At 69.2% G+C, this 3,674-nt stretch carries 2 protein-coding genes and 1 pseudogene; all 3 read right to left on the bottom strand.

Annotated elements, in window-relative coordinates:
* Nucleotides 1-155: 155 nt before the first annotated feature.
* Nucleotides 156-1,385 (bottom strand): IS701 family transposase, encoded by a 1,230-nt coding sequence (locus ACSDR0_RS49700; protein WP_435295977.1) that lies wholly within the window; start codon nucleotides 1,383-1,385, stop codon nucleotides 156-158.
* Nucleotides 1,386-1,542: 157 nt separating this feature from the next.
* Nucleotides 1,543-2,748, bottom strand: coding sequence for an FG-GAP repeat domain-containing protein (locus tag ACSDR0_RS49695; protein WP_435295976.1), 1,206 nt, complete (start codon nucleotides 2,746-2,748; stop codon nucleotides 1,543-1,545).
* Between the two features lie 86 nt (nucleotides 2,749-2,834).
* A pseudogene (locus ACSDR0_RS49690) lies at nucleotides 2,835-3,105 on the bottom strand (transposase); the annotation flags it as partial.
* Nucleotides 3,106-3,674 lie beyond the last annotated feature (569 nt).

The following is a 3,674-nucleotide window of genomic DNA, read 5'->3' as shown; positions in this document are numbered from 1 at the left end:
ACTTCAAGCTGCTACAACGAGAACGTCGCCTGACCGCGGGACCGCTCTTCAAGTTCCACGAGCCGCGGGACATCCTCTCGTGTGCCGTTGCGAGTGGTCTCCTAACCGCTGACTGATCCTCAGAAGAGCGCTAGTACTCCAGTGACACTTCGCGATCATGGTTCGGATCTGCGCTGGTAGTGGCAGTGTCGGGCGGTGGCTTGGTGCCGGCGGCGCCAGTCTGACCAGCGCAGGACGTCGATGATCGAGTGGTGCCGGGTCAGCAGCAGGGTGGCCAGCAGCCGGCGGATCTCGGGCAGTGTCAGCGGGATGCGATCGTCTGTGGTGCTGTGTGGCTGGGCAGCGGCGATGGCCGCCAGCAGGGCGAGGGCGAGCATGGCCAAGGTCATGTGCCGGTGCCAGGCCGTCCAGCCGCGCACCTGGTAGTGGTCCAGGCCGACCTGGCCCTTGGCGGCCTGGAAGGACTCCTCGATCGCCCAGCGAACCCCGGCGATCTTGGTCAGGGCCATCAGCGGCTGCCGGGCAGGTGCGTAACAGCAGTAGAAGGCCAGTTCGCCGGTGGTGAGGTTGCGCCGGATCAGCAGCCACCGATAGCCGTGGGCCTCGCTTTCGTCGATGCGGGCCCAGGCCCAGGCATACCAGCGCGGGCCCTTGGCACCCTGCCCGGCGCGGTAGCGGTGCCAGTGCCGGTCGGTCACCCGGGCTGCGACCTCGGCCGCGCTCATCTGGACGCCGTCGAGGTTGACGTGCCGGTTGCCCGCGATGGCCAGCACGTACCCCATCCGATGCTCTTCCAAGGCGGTGCGCAGGCGCGGGTCCTGGCCATAGGCCTCATCGCCGGTCACCCAGTGAGCGGGCACGCCGGCCTCCAGCGCGGCCAGCACCATGGCGGTGGCCAGCGCGGGCTTGGTGGCGAAGCCGATCTCGTCCGGGACGCCGGCCGCCTGACAGCGGCCGGGGTCGGCCAGCCAGGTGTGCTCAGGCAGGTAGAGCCGCCGGTCCAGCAGCGCCCGCCCCGCCGGGGTGGCGTAGGCCAGGAACACCCCGACCTGGCAGTTCTCGATCCGGCCCGCGGTGCCGCTGTATTGCCGCTGCACCCCGGCCGATGCGGCGCCCTTCTTGACGAAGCCGGTCTCATCGGCGATCAGCACGCCGCCGGGGCCGAGCCGGCCGACGACGAACGCGCAGACGTCATCGCGCACGGCGTCGGCGTCCCAGCGGGCAGCCCTCAGCAGCCGCTGCAGCCTCTGAGGACCGAGCAGCCCGGCGTGTTCGGCCAGGTTCCAGCAGTTCTTGCGGTCGATGTCGGCCAGCAGCCCACGCACGTACGCGCCGGCGGTGCGACGTGGCTCGACGCGACCAAACCGGCCGGCGATCCGGGCCATCAGCTCGTTGAAGATGACCATCCAGCCCTCAGGGTCTACGCTGTGGTCCGCGGCCACCACATGATCTTTTGTTGTTTTCACAAACTCCGAATGATCGCGCGGTGGCCGTCGCCATGCGACCCCGACTCCTCAAGATCGCGCAGTATTACTGGAGCAACTAGCCGAGGACCTGGCCGCCGCTTTTCGATGTGACCTCCTTGACCTTCCCGGTGGCCGGATCGTAGATCGCCACGCCGTTCTTGCCGGAGGACGGGCCGAAGACGAGGCGCGAGCCGTAGAACGCCACCGGCCAGAGGCCGGTGAACAGGATCGAGCGCTTGTCGCGCGGCTCGAGCGGGATGATCTCCACCGAATCGCGCCAGGCCACGGCCAGGCTGCCGTCGGGCGCCGCGGCCAGGGCAGCGTCCTGGTCCGGGTCGAAGTCCTGGCGCACGCAGGCGCGGCAGTTCTCGGTGTGCCAGGGGCCGTCGTGCGCCCAGATCTGCAGCAGGCCGCAGCGGCCGGATACCGTGGCCCAGCGGCCTCCCGCTCCCGGCACATAGGCGACCTCCTGGCCGACACGGCAGGTGCCTTGCCCGTTGTGCTTGCTGGCGTCGAGTTCGTCCGCCCGCACATCGGAGATCACCGTGACCGCTCCCGGCGCGTCGAGGGAGTCCTGCTCTCCCATCGCCTGGCGGCCCGCGCCGTCCGTACGCTCACCCGGCGCCCCGACGATGAGCTGGACGCGGCCGTCCCACAGCGGCCCGATCGCGACGCTGGAGCCGAACTCGTCGCCTTCTTCGCTGTTACCAGGGATGCCGGGCGATTCCTGGATGATCCTGCGGAGCTGCAGAGGCTTGCCGGTGTAGGCGGCGCCCCCGCCCCACAAGCCGTCGACCGTCTCAGCCGGAGCGCCGATGGCCAGGAAGCCGTCGTAACCGGCGACCGACCAACCGAAACTGCCGTACGAGGTGGGATGGGGAGCCTCGATCTTCAATGGGGGTGCGGCGTTGCCGCCGTACACGATGTAGACGGCACCCGCCGAGGGCACGCCGTTCACCGGCGTGGCTGGCGCGCCGACAATGAGGTCGGCGCACTTGTCGTCGTTCATCCTGGCCAGCGCGACCGCGTGCCCGAGATCCTTCGGCACCGCACCGGGGACGGTGATCGGGGCGAGGCGGTCGCGGGTGAGCAGATGGACGCTGCCGCCGTCCCGCTGCCCAACGGCTACGTCGTCGGCGCCGTCGCCGTCGAAGTCGCGCGGCGTGGCCCTGTCACAGATCGCTACGGCCTTCGCCGGACGTTGCGCTGTCGCCTGGGGAGCCTGCTCGCAGGCGGTGAGGGCGAGCAGCAGGGCCAGCACGGGCGCTGATCGTCGGATCATGGGGCTGCATCATGCCGAACCGTGACGGCGCCTACAAGATCCTGGCGGCGGAGCGACGGTTCAGCACGCCAGCAGGTCATTAGCGTGCCCCTGTTGACGAAGCCGGTCTCATCGGCGATCAGCACGCCGTCCGGGCCGAGCCGGTCGACGACGAAGTCCGGACGTCATCGCATACCACATCGACGTCCCAGCGCACGTTGCGCAGCAGCCGCTGCAGGGTCTGCGGGCCGACAAGCCCTGCGTGTTCGGCCAGGTTCCAGCAGTCCTTCGGTCGACATCGGCCAGCAGCCCGCGCACATAGGCGCGTGCGGTGTGACGCGGTTTGACGCGGCCGAACCGTCCGGCGATGCGGGCCATCAACTCGTCGAAGATGACCATCCAGCCGCCAGAGTCTACGCTGCGGCTCGCGGCCACCGCACGATCTTTCGTTGTCCTCACAAAACTCCGAATGATCACACGGTGGCCGTCGCCATGTGACCCCGAGCCCTCAAGATCGCGAAGTGTCACTGGAGTACTAGATCACTATGGGGCGATCCGTATGGGCGGATCGCCCCTTTCGGCTTTCAGAGTGGCAACAGCAGACAAGGTCATTTCCACGAGTCTGCAAGCCCTTCCAAAGTCACTACGGAGCGGAGCGGCCGGCGCCAATCCGAAGGAACCCGTAGGGTCCGCGTAGCGGTTGGGGCCGGTGGTCGGAGCGGCCTTGGGCGAGGTGCTCTGCGGCGAGTATTCGAGCTGACTGGTATGACCCACGTCTTCACGGTGGGGGAAAGCGCAAAGGAGGCCGTGGGGTGATCCGGGCGGCTGCGCGTGGGTGGTCGGCGGGTGCGTTCGGTGCGGCGGCTGGGCGGTGCGGCGGGCGGCGGGGTCCGGCCGTCCGCGCCGGGCGGGCGCGGGACGGGACCGGCGCCCACGCCGCATGCCCG

It is taken from the genome of Streptosporangium sp. G11 (assembly GCF_051192615.1).
In the GTDB taxonomy this organism is placed as follows: domain Bacteria; phylum Actinomycetota; class Actinomycetes; order Streptosporangiales; family Streptosporangiaceae; genus Streptosporangium.
This window is presented reverse-complemented; position numbering and strand designations above follow the sequence as displayed.